General features: G+C 59.5%; 18 protein-coding genes and 1 pseudogene. 9 read left to right on the top strand and 10 right to left on the bottom strand.

Annotation, left to right across the window (positions count from 1 at the left end; translation table 11 throughout):
- Window positions 1-12: 12 nt before the first annotated feature.
- From CKW26_RS08400 to CKW26_RS30485, 5 genes and pseudogenes are all read right to left on the bottom strand, one after another.
- Complete coding sequence (locus CKW26_RS08400) at window positions 13-1008, bottom strand: lysylphosphatidylglycerol synthase transmembrane domain-containing protein (protein WP_095048226.1); 996 nt, start codon at window positions 1006-1008, stop codon at window positions 13-15.
- Complete coding sequence (locus tag CKW26_RS08395; protein WP_095048225.1) at window positions 1005-1781, bottom strand: DUF2334 domain-containing protein; 777 nt, start codon at window positions 1779-1781, stop codon at window positions 1005-1007. Before CKW26_RS08395 ends, CKW26_RS08400 begins: the two co-directional genes overlap by 4 nt.
- Window positions 1774-2886: a glycosyltransferase family 1 protein gene (locus CKW26_RS08390; RefSeq protein ID WP_095048388.1), complete on the bottom strand. Its 1113-nt coding sequence runs from the start codon at window positions 2884-2886 to the stop codon at window positions 1774-1776. Before CKW26_RS08390 ends, CKW26_RS08395 begins: the two co-directional genes overlap by 8 nt.
- A gap of 371 nt (window positions 2887-3257) precedes the next feature.
- A complete protein-coding gene (locus tag CKW26_RS30490; RefSeq protein ID WP_371043227.1) occupies window positions 3258-4022 on the bottom strand; it encodes a methyl-accepting chemotaxis protein in 765 nt (254 codons plus the stop codon).
- A 93-nt stretch (window positions 4023-4115) separates the two neighbouring features.
- Window positions 4116-5147: pseudogene (locus CKW26_RS30485) on the bottom strand (cache domain-containing protein); the annotation flags it as partial.
- A 190-nt stretch (window positions 5148-5337) separates the two neighbouring features.
- Between CKW26_RS30485 and CKW26_RS08380 the strand changes: the two are divergent.
- Window positions 5338-6825, top strand: a complete 1488-nt coding sequence (locus tag CKW26_RS08380; protein ID WP_095048387.1) for a helicase HerA-like domain-containing protein — start codon at window positions 5338-5340, stop codon at window positions 6823-6825.
- A gap of 124 nt (window positions 6826-6949) precedes the next feature.
- On the opposite strand, the gene CKW26_RS08375 is transcribed toward CKW26_RS08380, so the two are convergent.
- A complete protein-coding gene (locus CKW26_RS08375) occupies window positions 6950-7405 on the bottom strand; it encodes a DUF721 domain-containing protein (protein ID WP_016983197.1) in 456 nt (151 codons plus the stop codon).
- 308 nt (window positions 7406-7713) lie between these two features.
- Here CKW26_RS08375 and secA point away from each other — a divergent pair, with 308 nt between their 5' ends.
- The 4 genes from secA (at window position 7714) to CKW26_RS08355 (ending at window position 13525) form a co-directional block, all read left to right on the top strand.
- Window positions 7714-10449 (top strand): preprotein translocase subunit SecA, encoded by a 2736-nt coding sequence (gene secA / locus CKW26_RS08370; RefSeq protein WP_095048223.1) that lies wholly within the window; start codon window positions 7714-7716, stop codon window positions 10447-10449.
- A gap of 122 nt (window positions 10450-10571) precedes the next feature.
- Window positions 10572-11789 carry a bifunctional glutamate N-acetyltransferase/amino-acid acetyltransferase ArgJ gene (gene argJ, locus CKW26_RS08365; protein WP_095048222.1) on the top strand — a complete coding sequence of 406 codons (1218 nt, stop codon included), beginning with the start codon at window positions 10572-10574 and terminating at the stop codon, window positions 11787-11789.
- A 159-nt stretch (window positions 11790-11948) separates the two neighbouring features.
- Window positions 11949-12581 carry a glutathione S-transferase family protein gene (locus tag CKW26_RS08360; RefSeq protein ID WP_095048221.1) on the top strand — a complete coding sequence of 211 codons (633 nt, stop codon included), beginning with the start codon at window positions 11949-11951 and terminating at the stop codon, window positions 12579-12581.
- Window positions 12578-13525 (top strand): Nudix family hydrolase, encoded by a 948-nt coding sequence (locus CKW26_RS08355; protein ID WP_095048220.1) that lies wholly within the window; start codon window positions 12578-12580, stop codon window positions 13523-13525. Before CKW26_RS08360 ends, CKW26_RS08355 begins: the two co-directional genes overlap by 4 nt.
- Window positions 13526-13645: 120 nt before the next feature.
- Here CKW26_RS08355 and CKW26_RS08350 read toward each other — a convergent pair whose 3' ends face one another.
- Genes CKW26_RS08350 through CKW26_RS08340 form a run of 3 tightly spaced genes read right to left on the bottom strand, consistent with a single transcriptional unit; the run spans window position 13646 to window position 17233 of the window.
- Complete coding sequence (locus CKW26_RS08350; RefSeq protein ID WP_095048219.1) at window positions 13646-14230, bottom strand: cob(I)yrinic acid a,c-diamide adenosyltransferase; 585 nt, start codon at window positions 14228-14230, stop codon at window positions 13646-13648.
- A 3-nt stretch (window positions 14231-14233) separates the two neighbouring features.
- Complete coding sequence (locus tag CKW26_RS08345) at window positions 14234-16270, bottom strand: HAMP domain-containing sensor histidine kinase (protein ID WP_095048218.1); 2037 nt, start codon at window positions 16268-16270, stop codon at window positions 14234-14236.
- 45 nt (window positions 16271-16315) lie between these two features.
- The gene (locus CKW26_RS08340) at window positions 16316-17233 is read right to left on the bottom strand and encodes a putative 2-dehydropantoate 2-reductase (protein ID WP_095048217.1); all 918 of its coding nucleotides are present in this window, start codon (window positions 17231-17233) and stop codon (window positions 16316-16318) included.
- A 140-nt stretch (window positions 17234-17373) separates the two neighbouring features.
- Between CKW26_RS08340 and CKW26_RS08335 the strand changes: the two genes are divergently transcribed.
- Both CKW26_RS08335 and CKW26_RS08330 read left to right on the top strand, forming a co-directional pair.
- Window positions 17374-17859 (top strand): YajQ family cyclic di-GMP-binding protein, encoded by a 486-nt coding sequence (locus CKW26_RS08335; RefSeq protein WP_007912755.1) that lies wholly within the window; start codon window positions 17374-17376, stop codon window positions 17857-17859.
- A 181-nt stretch (window positions 17860-18040) separates the two neighbouring features.
- The gene (locus CKW26_RS08330) at window positions 18041-18883 is read left to right on the top strand and encodes a mechanosensitive ion channel family protein (RefSeq protein ID WP_034153426.1); all 843 of its coding nucleotides are present in this window, start codon (window positions 18041-18043) and stop codon (window positions 18881-18883) included.
- A 118-nt stretch (window positions 18884-19001) separates the two neighbouring features.
- Here the strand turns inward: CKW26_RS08330 and CKW26_RS08325 are convergent, their stop codons facing one another.
- Window positions 19002-20360, bottom strand: coding sequence for an OprD family porin (locus CKW26_RS08325; RefSeq protein ID WP_095048216.1), 1359 nt, complete (start codon window positions 20358-20360; stop codon window positions 19002-19004).
- An 891-nt stretch (window positions 20361-21251) separates the two neighbouring features.
- Between CKW26_RS08325 and CKW26_RS08320 the strand changes: the two genes are divergently transcribed.
- Both CKW26_RS08320 and CKW26_RS08315 read left to right on the top strand, forming a co-directional pair.
- Window positions 21252-21677 (top strand): HIT domain-containing protein, encoded by a 426-nt coding sequence (locus tag CKW26_RS08320; protein WP_077574284.1) that lies wholly within the window; start codon window positions 21252-21254, stop codon window positions 21675-21677.
- Window positions 21678-21680: 3 nt separating this feature from the next.
- Window positions 21681-21887 (top strand): SlyX family protein, encoded by a 207-nt coding sequence (locus tag CKW26_RS08315; protein ID WP_093430493.1) that lies wholly within the window; start codon window positions 21681-21683, stop codon window positions 21885-21887.
- Window positions 21888-21962 lie beyond the last annotated feature (75 nt).

The following is a 21962-nucleotide window of genomic DNA, read 5'->3' as shown; positions in this document are numbered from 1 at the left end:
GCGACCGGACGATCAAGCCTGCCCCACCTTCATCAGTTTCCTCAACAGCGGTCGGCCCAGCATCAACAAAAACACCGGCCCCCCGACCAGCAGATAAAAGTAATACGTCACCACCCGCCAAATCAGAATCGCCGCCGCTGCGGTGGATTTCCCCACCATCGGCGCCAGCAATGCTGCCGACGTCAACTCCGCCGCCCCCGCGCCGCCCGGCAGCAGGCTGAATTGCCCGGCGCCCAGTGAAAGCATCTGCACCAGAAAACTCCACGCCCACTGCAAGTCCGCGCCCAGCCCGCGTAGCGCCAGATACAGCACGCTGTAGCGCAGCAACCAATGCACACAGGTCAGGGCGAATACTTTGATCAAAGTTTGCCAGGGCAGCTTCAACGTATCGGTAAACGCCGCGAGAAAATGCAGCAACTTGCGCGCCCAGCGGCGGCGGGTACTGGCCTTGACGTTCATCCTTGCCAACAGGCGACCGCTCAGGCGGATCAAGGTGCGGTGATAGCGCGCGACCAGCACACAACTGAATAAACCGCCGAACAGCGAAATCGCACTGACGATCAGCAACCACTCGAGGCGATCGCTGAGGTGCTGGAACAGCGCATAAATCAAAATGCCGCTGAGGGCGCAGAGAAAGAACAGCAAATCGCTGAGCTGATCCATGGCAAACACCGCGCTGCCCCGAGCCGGCCGCACGCCCGATCGGGCCAACAGGGCCATGATCGTCAACGGCCCGCCGCTGCCACCGGGAGTCGCGCAGTAGGCGAATTCGGCGGCCATCACTACACCAAGGCTTTGCAGCGGCGTGACGCGCTCGCGCTGATCGCCGAGTAGCAGGCGCAGACGCAAGGTATTGATGCCCCAGCAAAGCAGGATCATGCCGAACATGATCAACAGCCAGTGCAACGGGAAACTCTGCAGCCGCGCCCAGGTGTCGCCGCCACCCAGCACAACCGGAATCAGCACCGCCGCGAGCAGGCCGATCAGCAAGAGAATGCCGCGACTCATGCGGCGCTTCCCAGTTGACCGCGCTGTTGGGCGAGCCAGTGGATTTTGGTCATCGGTACGCGTCCTTCGCTCAGTAGTCGTTCGAGGGTGTGCAGCCAGTAATCACGGGAAAAGCCGTGGCGCATGTCCACGGGATGCAAGCCTAGACGAATCACCGACGCCCGACGCCAACGCTGTTGACGCTGCTCGCTGACAATCTTCGACAGACCCCTTCGCCAGGCGCTGCGAGCGCTCCAGACCAGACCCGGCGCATCGATCGCGGTGAAATCCGGCAACCGATACAGATGCTGCGGATCGCTGGCGTAGCGCAGGGGCAGCTCGCGCAGGGCCTGGCGGGTGCCGTCGCTCATCAACCACGCCGGGGCAACGAAACCGTGCAGTGGCCAGTCGTGGCGCTGGAAGACTTCGATGCCGGTGCGCAGGCGAGCGAGGGCGGTTTCACGAGACAAACGGTAAAACTCCCCCTCATGGGTGTAAACGCGGCGCATGAACCAGTCGTGCGGCGTCGTCGGGCCGGGCTCCTGGTCATCGTGGAAATAACCATGCAACGCCAACTCATCGCCACGGGCGACGCGCTCATCAAGCCGTCGGCAAAATGCCGGGTGATCGTCGAGGACATTGTGCCGGTGGAAATTCGGAACGACCAGCCACGTCATCGGCACGTTGCCCAAGGCGTCGATGGCCTCGACAAACGGCTGGTAATCCGCCCACGTCGACGGAGCGACGTCGTGCAGCACCAGCAACACGGCGCGGTTGTTCATCGATTCAAGCATTGGCCACCTTGGGCAGCGTATGTCCGAGTACGGCGTGATAGTGGCCCAACAAACTGTCGACCACCGTATCCCACGCATAGTGGGTTTCGACATGCTGGCGCGCCTGTGTGCCAAGTTTGCTACAGCCGCGACTGAACAGTTCCCGCACGGCATTGGCCATCGCTTGCGGGTTGTTCGGTGCGCACAGGAGGCCGCAGGAATCAGTGACGATCTCTTCGAAAGCCCCGGCGGCCACGGCCACCACGGGAATGCCGCAGGCCATGGCTTCGAGGATCACCAGGCCGAAGGTTTCCTGGTCGCCGGCATGCAGCAAGGCATCCGCACTGGCCATCAACTGCGCGACGCGTGGCGCGGGGCAGAATTCGTCGATCACACTGACGTTTTCCGGCACAGCGGTGGGCATCGACGAACCGACCAGTAGCAGGTGATAGCGCGGGCCGAGGCGTTGCATGCATTTGAGCAATACCGGCAGGTTTTTCTCTTTCGAGCCGCGTCCGGCAAAAATCAGCAGCCGGGTGTCTTCGGCGATGCCCAGTTCTGCACGCAGTTGCGGGTCGCGGGCTTTGGGGTGAAAGGTTTGCAGGTCGACGCCCAGCGGTTGCACGAACACATTGCGTACACCGAGGCCGCTGAGCTTGTCGGCCATGATCTGACTGGGCGCCAAAACCCGATCGAAGTTGCCGTAAAGCCTGGTGACATACGCCTCGATATTCGGTGTGACCCAATGGCCCATGCGATTGCCGATCAGCAAGGGCAGATCCGAGTGATAGAAACCGATTACCGGCACATCCAGCTGTCGTCGCGCATCAAGGGCGGCCCAGGCGGTCAGATAAGGGTCGCCGACTTCGATCAGATCGGGCTGTAAATCCTGCAGGACGTTTCGCCATGGCGCGAGGCGAAGGGGGAATCGATAGCCTTTGCCGAAGGGCAGGGCGGGGGCGGGAACCGTGTAAACGCCGTCGTGTTCGCCGAAGTGCGCACCGGGAATCAGCAGGCTGTGGCGGGTACCGGATTTGACTCCGAGCCGGCGGTGTTTGGCATCCAGATAAGTACGCACGCCGCCGCTGGCCGGGGCGTAGAACATGGTGATGTCGGCGATATGCACGGTGATCAACCCTCCGTTGCGTGGTTCTCCCTTGGTTGACCTTTATCAAGAATAGATGTTCGGTCGGGATTGCGCGGCCCCCTCACCCTAACCCTCTCCCAGAGGGAGAGGGGATTGACCGAGGTGGATGTTGGAGGTACGCCGACTTGAGAGACCTGAGTCGAACTCAGGTTTTGAACAGCACGAAGATCGGCTCCCTTTCCCCACACCATTTTGAGGGAGAGGGACTGACCGAGATGTTTGGGTTTTATGCATCGACCGGAAAGTCTTCAGTCGAACTCAGGTTTTGAGGAACATGAAGATCTGCTCCCTTTCCCCCTCGCCCCCCCTGGGGGAGAGGGCTGGGGTGAGGGGGGTAAGGCTCTTGATCTTCAGATGCGGAAACTGCCAACCAGTTGTTTCAGACGCGAAGCCTGCTGCTCCAGGTCCGAACACGCGCGCAACGTCGCCTGCAAGTTCTCCACGCCTTCCTGGTTCAGCGTGTTGATCTCGGTGATGTCGACGTTGATCGACTCCACCACAGCCGTCTGCTCTTCGGTCGCGGTGGCCACCGACTGGTTCATCCCGTCGATCTCGCCAATGCGCTGGGTCACGCTGTTCAAGCGCTCCCCGGCAAGGTTGGCAATCTCGACGCTGTCCTGGCTGTGACGCTGGCTGTCGCTCATGGTGCTCACCGATTCACGGGCGCCGACTTGCAGTTCCTCGATCATGGTCTGCACCTGTTGCGCCGATTCCTGGGTGCGGTGCGCCAGATTGCGCACTTCATCCGCCACCACGGCAAAGCCCCGGCCGGCTTCACCGGCACGTGCCGCTTCAATGGCCGCGTTGAGCGCCAAGAGGTTGGTCTGTTGGGAAATGCTGGTGATCACTTCGAGAATCTGGCCGATGTTCACGGTTTTGCTATTCAGCGACTCGATGTTGCTGCTCGACGCGCTGAGCATGCTCGACAGTTGATTCATCGCCTTGATGCTGCGATCCACCACTTGCTGGCCGTCTTCAGCCAGACCGCGCGCGTCGCTGGCCTGATTCGAAGCCTGGGCGGCGTTGCGGGCGATTTCCTGCGCCGCGGCGCCGAGTTGGTTGATCGCCGCGGCGACACTGCTGGTGCGTGAGGCTTGTTGGTCAGAGTTGTACATCGATGAGTTCGATGCCGCGACCACGCGCAGGGCGACTTCGTTAACCTGGCCGGTGGCCGACGACACTTCGCGGATCGAGCCGTGAATACGCTCGACGAAACGGTTGAATGCGGTACCGAGCACGCCAAATTCATCGTTATTGACGATGGTCAGGCGTTTGGTCAGGTCGCCTTCGCCATCGGCGATGTCTTCCATGGCGCGGGTCATCACGTGCAGCGGCTGGATCAGCAGGCGGATCAGCATGCCGAGCAGGGCAATGATGATTGCCACGGCAATCACGGTCGCGATCACTGCCGAGGTGCGGAATTCGCTGAGCATCGCAAAGGCCTGATCCTTGTCCACCGACAGGCCGATGTACCAGTTCACCGACGGCAGGCCTTTGATCGGCGCGAAGGTGACGATGCGGGTCTTGCCATCGACGGTGACTTCGCTGAAGTCGCTGCTGATGCGCGGGGTGTCCTGTGGATAGGCTTCTCTCAGTGATTTCATCACCAAGGCCTTGTCCGGGTGCACGAGGATCTTGCCGTCGGCGCTGACCAGGAACACATAGCCCATGCCGTCGAAGTCCCGGGCGGCGAGGGTGTCGACCAGCGATTGCAGGCTCAGGTCGCCGCCAACCACACCCACGCTCTGGCCGGCCTTTTTCGAGGCAGTGGCGATGGAAATGATCAACTGGCCGGTAGCAGCGTCGATGTACGGTTCGGTCAGGGTCGAGGTGCTGCTGCCCTCGGCACCTTTGTACCAAGGGCGCACGCGCGGATCGAAACCGTCGGGCATCTTGGTGTCCGGACGGATGGTGAAGTGCCCGGTGGCATCGCCCAGATAGGTCGCCATGAACGTCGAGGTCAGGCTTTTCTGTTCCAGCAGACTGGCGACGTTGGCGGGCTCGGGGTTGATGGCGATGTTTTGGGCGGCGTTCTCGATCAGTAGAATGCGGCCGCTGAGCCAGGTCTGGATATTGCCGGCAGTGACCTCGCCCATCTCGTTGAGATAGTTGTTCAGGTCATCGCGGATCGCATTGCGCTGCAACCAGTCGTTGTACAAGGTAAACGAGGCGAAGGCGGCGATGACGATGAGGGCGGCGGCAAGCAAAATTTTATGGCTGAAGCGCAGATTTTTGTTCATGGCTTGGGGTTCCGCTAAGGTCTTAATGTCCAGGGCATGCTTTTATAGAAGCGCGCAAAATGGGCAAGGGTGAAAACAAGCTGATATTTCCGTCTCTCCTTAGGGAAATGTCCGGCCTGACTTGTGGTCGGGGTCTCTCACTCCTCTTTATCGGCCATGCGCAATCAAAGATTAACCATTGGGTGACAAAATGCCTGACTCCTCGCAACTCGTAATCGGCGCTGATCTCGCAGGCCAACAGATCGCTCAGGCCATGCGCCTGGCCAACCGCCACGGACTGGTCGCGGGCGCCACCGGTACCGGTAAAACCGTCACTTTGCAGCGTTTGGCCGAGGCGTTTAGCGACGCCGGGGTCGCGGTATTTGCCGCCGACATCAAGGGTGATCTGTGTGGCCTCGGTGCGGCGGGCAATCCGCAGGGCAAGGTGGCCGAGCGCATTGCCGGGATGCCGTGGCTCAACCACAAGCCGCAGGCCTATCCGGTGACCTTGTGGGACATCCACGGCGAGTCCGGTCATCCGTTGCGCACCACGTTGAGCGAAATGGGCCCGTTGCTGATCGGCAGCTTGCTGGAACTGACCGACAGTCAGCAGTCGGCGCTATATGCAGCCTTCAAGGTCGCCGATCGCGAAGGCCTGTTGCTGCTGGACTTGAAGGATCTGAAAGCGCTGCTCAATCACCTCAAGGACAATCCGCAGCTGTTGGGTGAAGACGCGGCGCTGATGACCACCGGTTCCAGTCAGGCGCTGCTACGCCGTCTGGCGATCCTTGAGCAGCAGGGCGCCGAAGCCTTGTTCGGCGAACCGGCACTGCAACTTGAAGACATTCTGCAACCGACCGCCGATGGTCGCGGGCGCATTCATTTGCTCGATGCCAGCCGTCTGGTGCACGAGGCGCCGAAGGTCTACGCGACGTTCCTGTTGTGGTTGCTGGCCGAGTTGTTCGAGCAGTTGCCGGAGCGCGGCGATGCCGACAAACCGCTGCTGGCGCTGTTTTTCGATGAGGCGCATTTGCTCTTTGGCGACACACCCAAGGCACTGCAGGAGCGGCTCGAACAAGTGGTGCGCTTGATCCGTTCCAAAGGGGTTGGCGTGTATTTCGTCACGCAGTCGCCGGCGGACTTGCCCGATGACGTGCTGGCGCAGCTCGGCCTGCGCATTCAGCATGGCTTGCGCGCCTTTACCGCCAAAGAGCAGAAATCCCTGCGCGCGGTGGCGGACGGCTTCCGGCCGAATCCGGCGTTTGACAGTTTGTCGGTGCTGACCGAGTTGGGGATTGGCGAAGCGTTGGTCGGCACGCTGACCGAGAAAGGCACGCCGGAAATGGTTCAGCGCGGGCTGGTGGCGCCACCGCAGTCGCGAATCGGGCCGCTGACGGAAACCGAGCGCACGCTGTTGATTGCGGGTTCGCCGTTCAAGGGGCGCTATGACAAGCCGATCGATCGTGAGTCGGCGTATGAAATTCTGATGGGGCGTAAAGGGCTGGCGCCGGAGGCCGAGGTGCCAGCGGGTAAGCCAGCAGATGAAGAGCCGAGCCTGGCCGACAGGGCAGGGGAGTTTCTCGGGACGGCAGCCGGGCAGGCGCTTAAGTCGGCGATGCGCCAGGCAGCCAATAACCTCGGTAAGCAATTGGTGCGCGGCTTGATGGGCTCTTTACTCGGTGGCAGCAAACGCCGCTGATCTAATGTAGGAGTGAGCCTGCTCGCGAAAGCGGTGTGTCATTCAACTTCAATGTTATCTGACACAACCTCTTCGCGAGCAGGCTCGCTCCCACATTAAATAATTATTCACGTTCGGATAGCGCTCAGGTCTTGGCTTTGGCGTGCGCCGCAAGGCGTTCCAGCGCCGCACGCAGATTCGGATCAGTGATCCCGTCCGCTGTGGCCTGAATCGTAGCCGCCGCATCCGTGGACAAATCCATCGTGTGCCCGGCCGCCCCGCGCTGCACTGTAGGCGGCTGCACCTTGAACAGAATCCGCGTCAAACTGGCGAACTCATCAAACATCTGCAGCTGCCTCTGCAAGCGTTTTTGCTGATAACGCAGACGTGTGGCCCAATGGCCATCGGTGACAATCAGCAACAGACTGCCCTCACGCCACGACGCTACATGGCAATGTTCACGGGCGGCGGGTTGCAGTTGGCTTTCGAGCAGACGCTGCAAATGCCCCAGTCGTTGGGCATGGCCGAGGATGGCTTTGAGCGGCTTGGCTTCGCGCAGGAGAACGGCGGGTGCTCTGGCCGTAAGAGGGCGAAATGCCATGATCGAACACCTGAAGTAACAGAAACGCCATGGTAGCAGAAAGGCCGAAATCACTCGCCCATTGCTTTTGCCCCCGCTTTACCCATTAAATCAACGACTAACTTCTGCCTTGTATGACTTGAAGTTGAGCAAAACGCCCCTATTTTAAGTGAGCCCCGTCAAAGCGCAGTGCCAGCATCGTGGAACATCGCCACTTTCCTCACTTCCGTTTCCGGGTAGAATGCTCGTTCGCATGCGGCCATGAGGGCTGCACGGGCGACGCTCACGGGGCCGCCCTCCATCCCTTTAGTGTGGAAGATCCTGCCGATATGTTTGCGCCTTTGTTAAAGAAACTTTTTGGAAGCAAGAACGAGCGTGAAGTCAAACGCATGCTCAAGACGGTGCAGCTCGTCAATGCCTTCGAAGAGCAAATGGTGGCCCTTTCGGACGATCAATTGCGCGCCAAGACCGCTGAGTTCAAGGCCCGCATCGCCAAAGGGGAAACCCTCGACAAGCTGTTGCCAGAAGCCTTTGCGGTCGCCCGCGAAGCCGGCAAGCGCATCATGGGTATGCGCCACTTCGACGTACAGCTCGTCGGTGGCATGACCTTGCACGAAGGCAAGATCGCCGAAATGCGCACCGGTGAGGGTAAAACCCTCGTAGCGACCCTGGGTGTTTACCTCAACGCACTGTCCGGCAAGGGCGTGCACGTTGTGACGGTGAACGACTACCTGGCGCGTCGTGACGCCAACTGGATGCGCCCGCTGTATGAATTCCTCGGCCTGACCGTCGGCGTCGTGACGCCGTTCCAGCCGCCGGAAGAGAAGCGTCTGGCCTACGCCGCCGACATCACCTACGGCACCAACAACGAATTCGGTTTCGACTACCTGCGCGACAACATGGCGTTCAGCATGGAAGAAAAATTCCAGCGCGAACTCAACTTTGCCGTGATCGACGAAGTCGACTCCATCCTCATCGACGAAGCGCGTACCCCGCTGATCATTTCCGGTCAGGCCGAGGACAGCTCCAAGCTGTACATGGAGATCAATAAACTGATCCCGCAGTTGGAACTGCACGTTGAAGAAGTCGAAGGCGAAGTCACCAAGGCTGGCCACTACACCGTTGACGAGAAGACCCGTCAGGTCGAACTCAACGAAGCCGGTCACCAGTTCATCGAAGACATGCTCACCCGCGTTGGCCTGCTGGCTGAAGGCGAGAGCCTGTACTCGGCGCATAACCTGGGCCTGCTGACCCACGTGTATGCCGGTCTGCGTGCGCACAAGCTGTTCAATCGCAACATTGAATACATCGTGCAGGATGGTCAGGTCGTACTGGTCGACGAACACACCGGTCGTACCATGCCGGGTCGTCGTTTGTCCGAAGGCCTGCATCAGGCCATCGAAGCCAAGGAAGGCCTGAACATTCAGGCCGAGAGCCAGACTCTGGCCTCGACCACCTTCCAGAACTACTTCCGTCTGTACACCAAGCTGTCCGGCATGACCGGTACCGCCGACACCGAAGCGTTCGAATTCCACCAGATCTATGGTCTGGAAGTCATGGTTATTCCGCCGAACAAACCGTTGGCGCGTAAAGACTTCAACGACCTGGTGTTCCTGACCGCCGAAGAGAAGTACGCGGCCATTGTTGCGGACATCAAGGAAAGCATGGCGGCCGGCCGTCCGGTGCTGGTGGGTACTGCCACCATCGAAACCTCCGAGCACATGTCCGCATTGCTCGTGAAGGAAGGCATCGAACACAAGGTTCTGAACGCCAAGTTCCACGAAAAAGAAGCCGAGATCATCGCGCAGGCCGGTCGTCCGGGCGCCCTGACTATCGCCACCAACATGGCCGGTCGTGGTACCGACATCCTGTTGGGCGGTAACTGGGAAGTTGAAGTCGCGTCGCTGGAAAACCCGACCCCTGAGCAGATTGCCCAGATCAAGGCCGACTGGCAGAAGCGCCACCAGCAAGTGCTGGAATCCGGCGGTTTGCAGGTGATTGCCTCCGAGCGTCACGAATCCCGTCGTATCGACAACCAGCTGCGTGGCCGTGCCGGCCGTCAGGGTGACGCCGGTTCCAGCCGCTTCTACTTGTCGCTGGAAGACAGCCTGATGCGCATCTTCGCTTCTGATCGAGTGAAGAACTTCATGAAAGCCCTGGGCATGCAGCCGGGCGAAGCGATCGAACACCGCATGGTGACCAACGCGATCGAGAAGGCGCAGCGCAAGGTTGAAGGCCGCAACTTCGATATCCGTAAGCAACTGCTCGAGTTCGATGACGTCAACAACGAACAGCGTAAAGTGATCTATCACATGCGTAACACGTTGCTGGCCGCCGACAACATCGGTGAAACCATCGCCGATTTCCGTCAGGACGTGCTCAACGCCACCGTCAGCGCGCACATTCCGCCGCAGTCGCTGCCTGAGCAGTGGGACGTGGCCGGTCTGGAAGCTTCGATTGCCAGCGACTTCGGCGTGACACTGCCGATCCAGCAGTGGCTCGACGAAGACGATCACCTGTACGAAGAAACCCTGCGCGAGAAGCTCATGACCGAGCTGATGGCGGCGTACAACGAGAAAGAAGACCAGGCCGGTGCCGACGCACTGCGCTCGTTCGAGAAGCAAATCGTACTGCGCGTGCTGGACGACCTGTGGAAAGACCACCTGTCGACCATGGATCACCTGCGTCACGGTATCCACCTGCGTGGTTACGCTCAGAAGAACCCGAAGCAGGAATACAAGCGCGAGTCGTTCACGCTGTTCTCCGAACTGCTCGACTCGATCAAGCGCGACTCGATCCGTGTGCTGTCGCACGTTCAGGTGCGCCGCGAAGATCCGGAAGCCGAAGAGCAACGTCTGCGTCAGGAAGCCGAAGCACTGGCCGCCCGCATGCAGTTCGAACACGCCGAGGCCCCAGGTCTGGAGCAACCGGAAGTTCTCGGTGAAGAGGTCGATGTGGCCCTCGCCACCGCGCCGGTTCGCAACGAGCAGAAGCTGGGCCGCAACGAACTGTGCTACTGCGGTTCGGGCAAGAAATTCAAGCATTGCCACGGGCAGATCCAGTAAACCCCGTTTCAATCGCTGAAATACCCGCGCCGCGACCGGCTCCTGCCGTCGCGGCGTTTTGCCATTTAAACCACCGTCGCTGCGAGTGACGGTGCTGACATCATTGAGTAAGGAGCGCATTCATGGCTGTTGGTCTTGGTCCTTTGCCAACGTTGCACCCGGTTGCCGGTTTTGAACTCGGTATCGCCTCGGCCGGCATCAAGCGCCCCGGGCGCAAAGATGTCGTTGTGATGCGCTGCGCCGAAGGCTCGACCGTGGCGGGCGTGTTCACCTTGAACGCGTTTTGCGCGGCACCGGTGATCCTGGCGAAAAAACGCGTGCAGAACGCCGTGCGTTATTTGCTGACCAACACTGGCAATGCCAACGCCGGTACCGGCGAGCCTGGCCTGGCCGCCGCTGAACGTACCACTGCCAAACTGGCCGAGCTGACTGGCGTTGATGCCAGCCAGATTCTGCCGTACTCCACCGGTGTGATCGGCGAGCCGCTGCCGGTCGAGAAGATCGAAGGCGCGCTGCAAGCCGCACTGGATGATCTGTCGGAAAACAACTGGGAAGCCGCTGCCACCGGGATCATGACCACTGACACCCTGCCGAAGGGCGCCAGCCGCCAGTTCGAGCATGACGGCGTGACCATCACCGTCACCGGCATCAGCAAAGGCGCGGGCATGATCCGTCCGAACATGGCGACCATGCTCGGCTACATCGCCACCGACGCCAAAGTCTCCCGCGACGTCCTGCACAACTTGATGCTCGACGGCGCCAACAAGTCGTTCAACCGCATCACCATCGACGGCGACACCTCGACCAACGATTGCTGCATGCTGATCGCCACAGGTAAGGCTGCGCTGCCGGAAATCACCCGTGCTGAAGGCGAGTTTTTCGCCAAGTTGAAGCAAGCGGTGTTCGAAGTGTGCATGGACGTGGCCCAGGCCATCGTGCGTGACGGCGAAGGCGCGACCAAGTTCGTCACTGTTGAAGTCAACGGTGGCGGCAACCATCAGGAATGCCTCGACGTCGGCTACACCGTGGCGCACTCGCCGCTGATCAAGACCGCGCTGTTCGCCTCCGACCCGAACTGGGGCCGTATCCTCGCCGCGGTCGGCCGTGCCGGCGTGCCGGATCTGGACGTGAGCAAGATCGACGTGTTCCTCGGCGACGTGTGCATTGCCAGCCGTGGCGCCCGTGCGGCGACCTACACTGAAGCCCAGGGCTCGGCGGTGATGCAGCAGGAAGAAATCACCATCCGTATCGAGCTGGGTCGCGGCGATTGCAGCGAAACCATCTGGACCACTGACCTGTCGCATGAATACGTGAAGATCAACGCTGAATACCGCACTTGATCTAACCTGAGACCGAGTCGCCTGCATCGCCAGCAGGCTGGCTCCCACAGAGATCTGTGTCATTCACAAATCCCCTGTAGGAGTGAGCCTGCTCGCGATGGCGACCTGTCAGGTACCGAAGATTCCGGCCTGTCCCTCCTGATGAAAGGCACCCCCATCATGTCCCTGCACCTGATCATCGGCGACAAACTGCTTTCCTCCTGGTCCCTACGCGCCGCCCTGGCCGTTGAACTGACCGGCGCACCCTACAGCGAAGAACTGATCAAACTCGGCAAGCCCGACACCCGCGCGCTGCTGCTCAAGCATTCGCCGACCGCTAAAGTCCCGCTGCTGCAAACGGCGCGCGGCACCATTGCCGATTCATTGGCCATCGCCGAATACCTCGCCGAGCAGTTTCCGTCCGAGCAACTCTGGCCGAGCGACATATTCGCCCGTGCCCAGGCGCGATCCGCCTGCGCCCAAATGCACAGCGGCTTTTTCGCCATGCGCAATCACATGCCGTTCAACCTCAACCATGACGCGCCTCTGAACCCGGTGCCGCCGGAAGTGAAGGTCGACATCGAGCGCATGCTCGCGCTGTGGGCCGAGTGCCGTGCTGCTGCCACCGAGAGCGGGCCGTACCTGTTTGGTCGGGTGAGTCTGGCCGATGCCTTCTTCGCGCCGATTGCCGTGCGTTTGCGCACCTATCAGGTGACGCTGCCGGCCGCCGACGAAGCCTATGTTGAAACCGTCTACCAATGGCCCGCCTTCAAGGCATGGCAGAAGGCTGGACTGGAGGAGTTGAATCCGTGAAACGCGTACACGTCGCCGCTGCGGTCATTCGTGACAACAATGGCAAAATCCTCATCGCCCGCCGCGCCGACACCCAGCATCAGGGTGGTCTGTGGGAGTTTCCCGGCGGCAAGGTCGAGGCCGACGAGTCGGTCGAAAGCGCACTGGCCCGTGAGCTGCACGAAGAGTTGGGCATAGTAGTTGGCTCAGCCCGCCCGCTGATCAAAGTGCGTCACGATTACCCCGACAAACAGGTATTGCTGGATGTCTGGGAAGTCTCGGCCTTCACCGGCGAGCCTCACGGTGCCGAAGGGCAGCCGTTGGCCTGGGTCACGGCGAAGGAACTGGCGAGCTACGAATTCCCGGCCGCCAACCAGCCGATCGTTGCGGCGGCGCGTTTGCCGGCGGAGTACCTGATTACTCCTGAGGATCTGGAGACCCCGGCTCTACTGCGCGGTATCCAGAAGGCGATTGCCGGTGGGATCAAACTGATCCAGTTGCGCGCGCCGAACGGCTATGACCCCAAGTATCGCGATCTGGCTGTCGATGCGGCCGGGCTGTGCGCGGGCAAGGCGCAGTTGATGATCAAAGGTCCGTTCGAGTGGCTCGGCGATTTCCCGTCTGCCGGTTGGCACATCACCTCTGCACAGTTGCGTAAATACGCGGCGGCAGGGCGCCCGTTACCAGCGGAACGCTGGCTCGCGGCGTCGTGCCACAACGCTGAAGAACTGGCGTTGGCCGAGCAGATGGGCGTGGATTTCGTCACGCTGTCGCCAGTGCAGCCGACCTTGACCCACCCGGATGCACAGCCGTTGGGCTGGGAGCAGGCTGAGGCGTTGATCGAAGGCTTCAGCAAGCCGGTGTTTCTGTTGGGCGGGGTTGGCCCGGCCGAGCGCGAAAAAGCCTGGGGCGTTGGTGCACAAGGCGTGGCGGGGATTCGCGCGTTCTGGCCTGACTCTCTGTAAAGGCTGCTGACCTCATCGCTGGCAAGCCAGCTCCCACAAGGTTTTGTGTCGTTCACAAATGTTGTGTACAACTCGAAACCTGTGGGAGCTGGCTTGCCAGCGATGGCGGCCGGTCAGGCGCTACATCTCTGTCGGTTTTGGGGCCGGCTGCCAAAGAATCTCCGCAACCCCCTGCCGCCGCGCAATCAATCGCGCCGCGACAAACAGCAAATCCGACAACCGATTGATATACGCCAGCCCGACCCCGGCCAACGGCTCAATCGCATTCAAATGCTGAAAGCGTCGCTCGGCACTCCTCGCCAGGCTGCGACAAACATGCGCCTGGGCAATCAACATCGAACCGCCTGGCAGAATGAAATTCTCCAGCGGCCCCAATTCCTCGTTCCACACATCGATCGCTGCTTCCAGTCGTTCGATTTCCGCCGTATTCAGCGCCTGATACGCCGGCATGGCCAGCTCGCCACCGAGATCAAACAAGCGATGCTGACAAGGCGCCAACACTTCAATCAGTTCATCCAGCCGCGGACACGCCTCGCGCTCGGCAATCAACCCGGCCAGCAACACGCCGACCTGACTGTTCAGCGTATCGACTTCGCCAATCGCCTCGATGCGCGGGTGATCCTTGGGCACGCGGCGGCCATCGCCCAGGCCGGTTTCGCCTTTGTCGCCGGTGCGGGTGTAGATTTTCGACAGGCGAAAGCCCATGGGTTACCTCGATAATTGATTGGTTTCGGCAGCGATGGGCAGCGGTTGCGTCAACGGCAGGCGCAGGGTGAAACACGTGCCCTGGCCCGGTGCTGACTGCACCTCCATCTGCCCTTTGTGATTGTTGGTAATGATGAAATACGACACCGACAAGCCAAGCCCGGTGCCCTGACCGATTTCCTTGGTGGTGAAGAACGGCTCGAAGGTGCGTTTGCGCACGTTCTCGCTCATGCCGATGCCGTTGTCTTCGACCTGGATTTCAGCCCATGGCGGATTGAGCTTGGTGCGCAGGATGATCCGCCCCGGCTCACTGTCGTCTTCGCGCTGGTGAATCGCCTGCGCGGCGTTTTTCAACAGGTTGAGCAGCACTTGCTCAAGTTCGTTGGCGGTGCCCGGTACCGGGCCGAGCGCCGGGTCGAACTGACGGATGATCGCTTGCCCCTTGAAGTCGAAACCGATGGCCAGGTCGAAGTCGTTGCCGGCAATTTCCACGGCTTGATCGATCAGCGCCGGCAGATCGCATGGCGCCATCTGCCGGGTACTGCGACGGCTGAAGCTGAGCATGTGGGTGACGATTTTCGCTGCCCGAGCGCCGGCCTGTTGAATGCCATCGAGCAATTGCGGCACTTCGCGGCCCTGCAGGTAGCGGTTCACCGTGTCCAGGTCGATGTTCAGTTGCTCGGCGGTTTCGAGGTTCTTCGGCAGGTCGGCGGACAGGCGTCGACGGATGTTTTGCACGTTGTGCAGGATCGCCCCCAGCGGGTTGTTGATTTCGTGGGCCATGCCGGCGGCGAGGCCACCGACCGAGAGCATTTTTTCCGACTGCACCATCATTTCTTCCAGCGACAGACGCTGGGTGATGTCATCGATGCGGATCACCACACCACGCCCGGCGCCGCCCATCAACGGGTAGAAGGTCAGTGCGTAATGCTTCGGTTCATCGTCCTTGAACCAGGTTACCCGCTCGATTTTCGCCACGGTGTGCTGCTCGACGGTCTGCTTGAGCTGCGGCAGAAACGGCTTGAGCGGTTCGAAGGCAAGGAAAATTGGCTGGTTCAGTGCCTCGTCCAATCGCGTACCGGAGAGAGCGCTGGCCTCCTGATTCCACTGGGTGACGTAGAGCTGCTCGTCGAGGGCGATCAGTGCCGAGGGCATCGAGTCGATGATGCTGTTGAGGTAGTTCTGGAAACCGGTGAGTTTCTTTTCGATCTTGCTGCGCACCTGGACTTCCAGTTCCAGTTTGCGATTGGTGTGGCGGGTTTCCTCAGCCAGGCCCTGAGCCTGATCGTAAGCCGCTTGCGAGTCGTCGCGGGCGCGCTTGAGCTGCTGTTCGCGGGCTTCGATGCGCGACAGCATGGTGTTGAACGCCTCGGCGAGGCTGCCGATTTCGTCATGATTGCCGCGTGAGGCGCGCAGGGCGTAGTTCTCTTCGCGGGTCACCTGACGCGACAATTCCTCAAGCTGATGAATCGGTCGGGTAATCAGGCGTTTGATCTGCCGGGCAATCACCAGCCACAACAACACGCTGAAAATCAGGATACCGAGGCTCGCGGTCAGCGTGCCGGTGTAGAACGCCATCGGCAGCTCGCTGCTGGCCACCAGCAACAGATGGCCCGGCGCGGTGCCGGGGCGGGGCAGGGTGATCAACTGGTTGCTGCGAAACTCGGTCAGTTGCCACGCTTCGATGTGCCGATAGCGTTCCGGCAGGCTGAGTTTTTCGCCGCGCTGGACTTGCGCCAGCCGTTCGCCCTTGCCGTCATAAAGGGCGGCGGCGCGCAGCGGTGAGTAACTGTCGAGTTCTTTGAGCAGACGCTCGGCGCTTTGCGGTGATTGCAGCGCTTCGCTGACCAGACTCGGGTTGGCAATCAGTCGGCCGATGGTCTGCAAGGCCTGCGGCGCCATGCTTTCCTGAGAGATGTAATAGGCGGCGCTGATAAAGGTCAGGTTGGCGACCAGCAATACAGTGGTCAACAGCACCAGCAGGGCGGCCAGCAGTTTCTGGCCGACCGGCAGGTTTTCGAGACGCTGGCGCAATGGCATCAGGTTTATCGCAACAAAGGAACAAGTGGCCAGCGTAGCCGCTGCTCAGTCGCTGGGCAATCCAAGGCTGTGCAGATGAGCGACCAGTCGTTGCTGCAATCGATTGAGGTGCGGCAGGTTCAACTGGTGGCGCGTGGCGACTTTGCAGGCGTGGCCCAACAGATAGCTGATTTCGGTGCGGCGCCGGTTGGCGACGTCCTGATACATCGACGAGTAGTTGGCAGCCGTAGCGTGGATCACCCTTTCGACTTCCTGTTGCAGGTTGTCGGCGGCGGCGGGTTGGCCGCAGCGCTCGAGCAATTCGGCGAGTTCGGCGCACAGGGTGGCGACTTCGCAATGGTGCTCCTGCAAGCCACCGTTGCGGCAATGGTGCAGCACGGTCAGCGGATTGATCGCGCAGTTGAGCGCCAGTTTGCGCCACAACCGCGTAAGGATATCGGTGCTCCATTCGTGGGGGATCTTTGCCGCGTCCAGATTGTCCAGCCAGATCGGCGCGACCGGATGGCCCGCGTCGCCCAGCCAAGTGAATCCGTGACCGGCGAACACGACACGCCAGTCGCCATCGCGAAAGGCACCCTCGGTGCTTGAAGCGCTGATGCAGCGTGCCAGCGGCACACGGTTGGCGACGGCGTCCTGACTGCCGAGGCCGTTTTGCAGGAGGATCAGTTCGGCGTCCGCAGTCAGCCGTGGGGCGAGGCGGGCGACGGCGCTTTCGGCGTCGTAGGCTTTGCAGGCCACCAGCAAACGGCGGATCGGCTCGGGGCTGTCGGGTGTTTCCCCGGGCACGGCATAGGTGCTGGCCTGACCTTGTTCGACCAGCGTCAATCCGCCCACGGCTTCATAGCTGCGCAAGCGCTCGGCATCACGCACGATCAGCCGGACCGGCAGGCCGGCCCGCGCCAGACGTGTGGCCCACAACATGCCGAGGCTGCCGGCGCCAAGAACGTGCCAGGGGGTGGCCATCAGTTTTTTGCTCGATTGCGTACAGGCATGTGCGGCTCGCCGTGTCGGTGGGAAAAGACCCGTTATAATGAGCCCGATTTTAACCGCAAGCCAAGCGCGCTCCATCCACATCGAGCGCGCCTTTTTATTGGAGAGATTACATGCCGTCGTTCGACGTGGTATCCGAACTGGACAAACACGAACTCACCAACGCGGTCGAGAACGCCGTGAAGGAACTCGATCGTCGTTATGACCTGAAAGGCAAAGGCAGCTTCGAGTTCAAGGAAAAGGACCTCACCGTCAGCCTGACTGCTGAAGCCGGGTTCCAGCTGGAAGCAATGATCGAAATCCTCAAGCTGGCGCTGGTCAAGCGCAAGATCGATGTGCAGTGCCTTGAAGTCAAAGACGCCTACGCATCGGGCAAGCTGATGAAGCAGGACGCCGTGCTCAAGGAAGGTATCGACAAGGAACTGGCGAAGAAAATCGTCGGCCACATCAAGGATGCCAAGCTCAAAGTGCAGGCGGCCATTCAGGGCGAGCAAGTACGCGTGACCGGCAAGAAGCGTGATGACCTGCAAGAGGCCATCGCGGCGCTGCGGGCCAAGGAATTCGGCATGCCACTGCAGTTCAACAACTTCCGCGACTAAGCTCGGTCAGATGATCTGTGGGAGCGAGCCTGCTCGCGAAGGCGGTGTGTCAGTCAACTCATTGCTGAATGACACGGCGCCTTCGCGAGCAGGCTCGCTCCCACATTGTTTTTTGTACACCCGGCGGTTTTCTGCCGCTTATTTTTCGCGTGCCGAATGGCCGGAAATCAGGAGATAGAACATGGATTTGAATGCTGAGGTGGACAACCTGGTCAAGGCGTCCCAGGCGTGGATTCCGATGATCATGGAATACGGCAGCCGCGTGCTGCTGGCAGTGATCACGCTGGCCATCGGCTGGTGGCTGATCAACAAGGTCACGCAGAAACTCGGTGGTCTGCTGGCCCTGCGTAATGCCGATCTGGCGCTGCAAGGCTTTATCAGCAGCCTGGCGAACATCATTCTCAAAGTGCTGCTGATTGTCAGCGTCGCTTCGATGATCGGCGTTGAAACTACCTCCTTCGTTGCTGCGATCGGTGCTGCCGGTCTGGCAATCGGCTTGGCGTTGCAGGGCAGTCTGGCGAACTTCGCCGGTGGCGTGCTGATTCTGCTGTTCCGTCCGTTCCGTATCGGTGACTGGATCGAAGCGCAAGGCGTATCGGGTACGGTCGACAGCATCCAGATTTTCCACACCGTGCTGCGTACTGGCGACAACAAAACCATCATCGTGCCAAACGGCAACCTGTCGAACGGCATCATTACTAACACCAACCGTCAGCCGACTCGCAAGGTCGTATTTGATGTAGGCGTTGATTACGAAGCCGATCTGCAGAAGGCCCGTCAGGTGCTGCTGGATCTGGCCAAGGATGAGCGTGTGTTGCAGGATCCTGCACCTCAGGCCGTGATTTCGACATTGGGCGACAGTTCGATCACTGTTTCCCTGCGTGTGTGGGTTAAAACTGCAGATTACTGGGACGTAATGTTCATGTTTAACGAACAGTCGCGTGATCGTTTGAAGACGGCCGGTATTGATATTCCGTTTCCACAGCGTGTGATTCGTGTGGTACAGGAATCGGCAACACAATGATAGGTTGCTAATTAATTGCCTGACTTGTCGGTCAGGCAACTATTGCAAGTGACAGGCAATAAAAAAGGCCCATCGCAAGATGGGCCTTTTTTTATGCTTCCAAACTAACCACTGACGATTACAAGATGTTCAGTGGGTATTCGGTGATCAGGCGGAACTCTTTGACGTCGCCTTCGCCTTCGTCAGCGTTGGCAGTGTGCCAGGCTTGACGAATGCGGAAGGATAGGTCTTTAGCAGGGCCAGATTGAACAACATACTTGGCTTCGAAGTTGGTTTCGTGGTGTTTGCCATCTTCGCCGTAAGCGCCGGTATAAGAGCTGACGGTCGGAGTGTTGGTGCCGTCGATGTTCCAGCCATTGACGTAACGGACCATGAAACTCAGGCCAGGAACGCCATACTCGGCCATTTTCAGGTCGTAGCGGGCTTGAACGGATTTCTCGCCAGGACCGTTGAAGTCAGAGTACTGGATGGAGTTGGCGAGGAAGATCGAGTCACCACCGCGGTTCGAAGGACCGTGGCCGCCGACACCGATGTAGTCAAACGGAGTGTCACCGTTGACCTTCTGGAAGGCGAGGGTGAAGGTGTGAGCTTTCAGGAACGAGAACGCAGCAGCAAGGGAGAACGCAGTGTTGCTGATCTCGCCTGCTTCAGCACGACCGGTGTCGGTGGTGCGGTAGATGTTACCGTCCAGGTTCAACGACTGATCGCCACCCATCGGGATGGTGTAGTTCAGGTTGGCGTAGTACTGGTTCCAGATATCTTCCAGCTTGGCGCCATACAGCGAAGCGGACAGATTGTCAGTGATACCGTACTTACCGCCGAAGTAGTCGATGGAGTCAGCTTTGACGCCGGCGTAAGTGGCCCACAACTCGCCATCACGGGCGTTTTTGTCCTGGCTGGTGGCCGAGTAGAAGTGACCGGCTTCGAGGTCAAGGTCTTTGACTTCGCTGCTTTGTAGCTGGAAGCCACTGGCAGTTTGCGGAAGGATGCGGGAACCGCCAACAGCGAACACTGGTGCAGTGCTTGGCTGCATATCGCCGACTTTCAACTCGGTTTTGGATACGCGGAACTTGATGGCTGCGCCGGCTTTACCTTGACTGTCATTGACGTCGCGGGCGTAACCGTTGGCTTTGATGGTATCGCTACGGCTCATGTTGCCCGAACCGGAAGTACCGTCACCGCCATCGAGTTTCAAGGCCAGGTAACCGAATGCATCAATACCAACACCAACGGTACCTTGGGTGTACCCGGAGGTGAAGTTGCCCAGGAAACCCTGAGTCCAGTCTTTCTGGTCATGGCCGCCGTTCTTGTTGTCGCGGTTGAAGTAGTAGTTCTTCAACGTCTCGGTGAGTTTCGCGTCTTCAACAAAACCTTTGGCTTCAGACTGGTCACTTACAAACGGGGCGGCTGTAGCCACTTGAGTACTGGCGGCTGCAGCAACTGCCAGTGCGATCATGCTCCACTTCATCACGCGCATCGTGATTTGCTCCTTTGGTTTTAGAAGAGTACTGCCGTCCCACCTGTTTTATTATCTGGGCGGCTCTTTCTTTTTGTGTCGGCGCAAACTTATATCACGCCGACAATGTTGGCGATACTTGCTATTCCAACCTTTCAGCTTCTTTACGACGGTGTCGCAAATGACGTGGTGGATGTCGCAAATTCACAGTACCGACGCAGCCGGACTGACAACTTTCTCGCTGTTTATGGGCCTTTTTGCATCGGTAAAAAAGAGTCCCTGGCAAAACACTTGAATCTCCATCGGGCAACCCTGCCACTGTTCTTATGGGGCTTAAGGCATCCACTTCCAGTGGTGCGCTTATAGTCCATATGGGTACGAATGCAACAAGCGTGCACAAACCGCAATTTCGCTGCGGTTATTTTTCTGAACACCCGCCTGCGTTTGTGAAAACCTCGTGAAAGCTGGGCTTCAAGCCTGATTTTTTCATTGCTTGACGCCATTCCTCCTATGGTGTTGTCACGCCGAGAAACGCGCGTGACATCCAAAAACGTTACCGGTTCACCCCGCCAGTGAGTATTTGGCGGATGCCCGACGCAGTGAGCGTAGACGCACTGTGCGGTTTTGGTGCAAAAAAATTTGCAGCTGTTCTGAATTCATACAGCTTGCAGGGGCATGACGCTGCACGTCTCTGCTGATTCTGGTCATTTTTTTGTGCTGAACGTCGATGTTGGTTCCGTGCTGGTGCGTCGCGCTCGCAAATGTCACATCTCGGGGCGTTGGCAGAGCGACGGGGTTCACCGTCGTCGTGAAGGCTGGCGCATTCGCAGGTATGCTGCCGTCCTGTCGCTTGGTGCGCTGTCCATCGGGATGGCCGCTAAGCTGAATAATGATCAGCCGGGAGTGCGCGCAGTGTTTGCTTTAGATTCACGACTTCAACAGGACACGCTGACCATCGGTGATTTCCCTCTCTGCCGACTGCTGCTGTCCAATGATGCCAACTACCCTTGGTTCATTCTGGTGCCTCGTCGGGACGATATCAGTGAGTTGTTTCAGTTGGATGTCGCCGATCAACAGCAGTTTTGGCAGGAAACCACCGCGCTGGCTGAGCTGCTCAAGGATCTGTTCGATGCCGACAAAATGAACGTCGCGACCTTGGGTAACGTTGTCAGTCAGATGCACATGCATGTGATTGTGCGCAAACGTGACGACGCAGCCTGGCCGGCGCCGGTCTGGGGCAAACACCCGGCCAAGCCTTACAGTACCGAGCAGGTCGCTGCCATTCGCGAACGATTGCGACTGGTGTTGACCGAGCATTTCACCTTTGTGGAGGGCTGAGTCATGAATCTGGAAGAACGTGTTACCGATCTGGAAAGCCGTCTGGCGTTTCAGGATGACACCATTCAGTCGTTGAACGACGTGCTGGTGGCGCAGCAGCGCGTGGTCGAGCGCCTGCAATTGCAGATGGCGGCGCTGCTCAAGCGTCAGGAGGAGATGGTCGGCCAGTTCGAGTCCTTCGAGGATGAGGCGCCACCGCCACATTACTGAGGCAGGACTGAGGCAGGCACTTTTCATCAGGCGTAAAAAAACCGCGAACAGCACGCTGCTCGCGGTTTTTTTATG

It is taken from the genome of Pseudomonas sp. Irchel s3h9, assembly GCF_900187475.1.
Lineage (GTDB): Bacteria > Pseudomonadota > Gammaproteobacteria > Pseudomonadales > Pseudomonadaceae > Aquipseudomonas > Aquipseudomonas neuropathica.
The sequence above is the reverse complement of the archived record's forward strand: the minus strand, read 5'-3'. Positions and strand labels throughout refer to the sequence as shown.

Coding starts and splice junctions, on each gene's coding strand:
- CKW26_RS08375 (WP_016983197.1), bottom strand. CDS start 7,405: ATGGCATTTCGCCCTCTTACGGCCAGAGCACCCGCCGTTCTCCTGCGC.
- CKW26_RS30490 (WP_371043227.1), bottom strand. CDS start 4,022: ATGTACAACTCTGACCAACAAGCCTCACGCACCAGCAGTGTCGCCGCG.
- CKW26_RS08395 (WP_095048225.1), bottom strand. CDS start 1,781: ATGCTTGAATCGATGAACAACCGCGCCGTGTTGCTGGTGCTGCACGAC.
- CKW26_RS08315 (WP_093430493.1), top strand. CDS start 21,681: ATGAATCTGGAAGAACGTGTTACCGATCTGGAAAGCCGTCTGGCGTTT.
- CKW26_RS08325 (WP_095048216.1), bottom strand. CDS start 20,360: ATGCGCGTGATGAAGTGGAGCATGATCGCACTGGCAGTTGCTGCAGCC.
- CKW26_RS08330 (WP_034153426.1), top strand. CDS start 18,041: ATGGATTTGAATGCTGAGGTGGACAACCTGGTCAAGGCGTCCCAGGCG.
- CKW26_RS08350 (WP_095048219.1), bottom strand. CDS start 14,230: ATGGGCTTTCGCCTGTCGAAAATCTACACCCGCACCGGCGACAAAGGC.
- argJ (WP_095048222.1), top strand. CDS start 10,572: ATGGCTGTTGGTCTTGGTCCTTTGCCAACGTTGCACCCGGTTGCCGGT.
- CKW26_RS08345 (WP_095048218.1), bottom strand. CDS start 16,270: ATGCCATTGCGCCAGCGTCTCGAAAACCTGCCGGTCGGCCAGAAACTG.
- CKW26_RS08360 (WP_095048221.1), top strand. CDS start 11,949: ATGTCCCTGCACCTGATCATCGGCGACAAACTGCTTTCCTCCTGGTCC.
- CKW26_RS08340 (WP_095048217.1), bottom strand. CDS start 17,233: ATGGCCACCCCCTGGCACGTTCTTGGCGCCGGCAGCCTCGGCATGTTG.
- CKW26_RS08335 (WP_007912755.1), top strand. CDS start 17,374: ATGCCGTCGTTCGACGTGGTATCCGAACTGGACAAACACGAACTCACC.
- secA (WP_095048223.1), top strand. CDS start 7,714: ATGTTTGCGCCTTTGTTAAAGAAACTTTTTGGAAGCAAGAACGAGCGT.
- CKW26_RS08400 (WP_095048226.1), bottom strand. CDS start 1,008: ATGAGTCGCGGCATTCTCTTGCTGATCGGCCTGCTCGCGGCGGTGCTG.
- CKW26_RS08380 (WP_095048387.1), top strand. CDS start 5,338: ATGCCTGACTCCTCGCAACTCGTAATCGGCGCTGATCTCGCAGGCCAA.